Here is a 350-nt window from a genome sequence, read left to right on the forward strand (position 1 = left end):
ATCCAATCGAGCGGTTATGGAAAGTGATGAATGAGCATGTATTGAATAATATTTACTTCCCCTCCAAGCAAGCATTTACTTCAGCCATCAAAGAGTTTTTCGATGTAACATTACCAGAAGTTGCAGGGTAAGCGTTCACCAGCAGACCATTGACAATAAAGTGTGAGTTAACGCAATTTGATCCAACATTCCTAATTGAGTGCTCATTTCTAGCCGTCATGCTGCATGAAAAAGAAAAAATCTAAATTCTCATCTTCGCCGCCCGTGGCCTCAGATATCAACGAAGCGAATGCGCTGATTGTTGAGCTCTGGGAGCAGTTGCGCCACTATGAGGACAAGCTCAAAACTAG

Annotated in this window: 1 protein-coding gene and 1 pseudogene; both read left to right on the forward strand. The window is 42.6% G+C overall.

The window, feature by feature from the left end:
* Positions 1 to 131: pseudogene (locus AACW06_RS20210) on the forward strand (IS630 family transposase); the annotation flags it as partial.
* Between the two features lie 94 nt (positions 132 to 225).
* On the forward strand, positions 226 to 350 hold a 125-nt coding region (locus AACW06_RS20215; RefSeq protein ID WP_337923499.1), incomplete at its 3' end, for a DUF6444 domain-containing protein.

It is taken from the genome of Vibrio sp. S12_S33 (genome assembly GCF_963889785.1).
GTDB lineage: Bacteria > Pseudomonadota > Gammaproteobacteria > Enterobacterales > Vibrionaceae > Vibrio > Vibrio aestuarianus.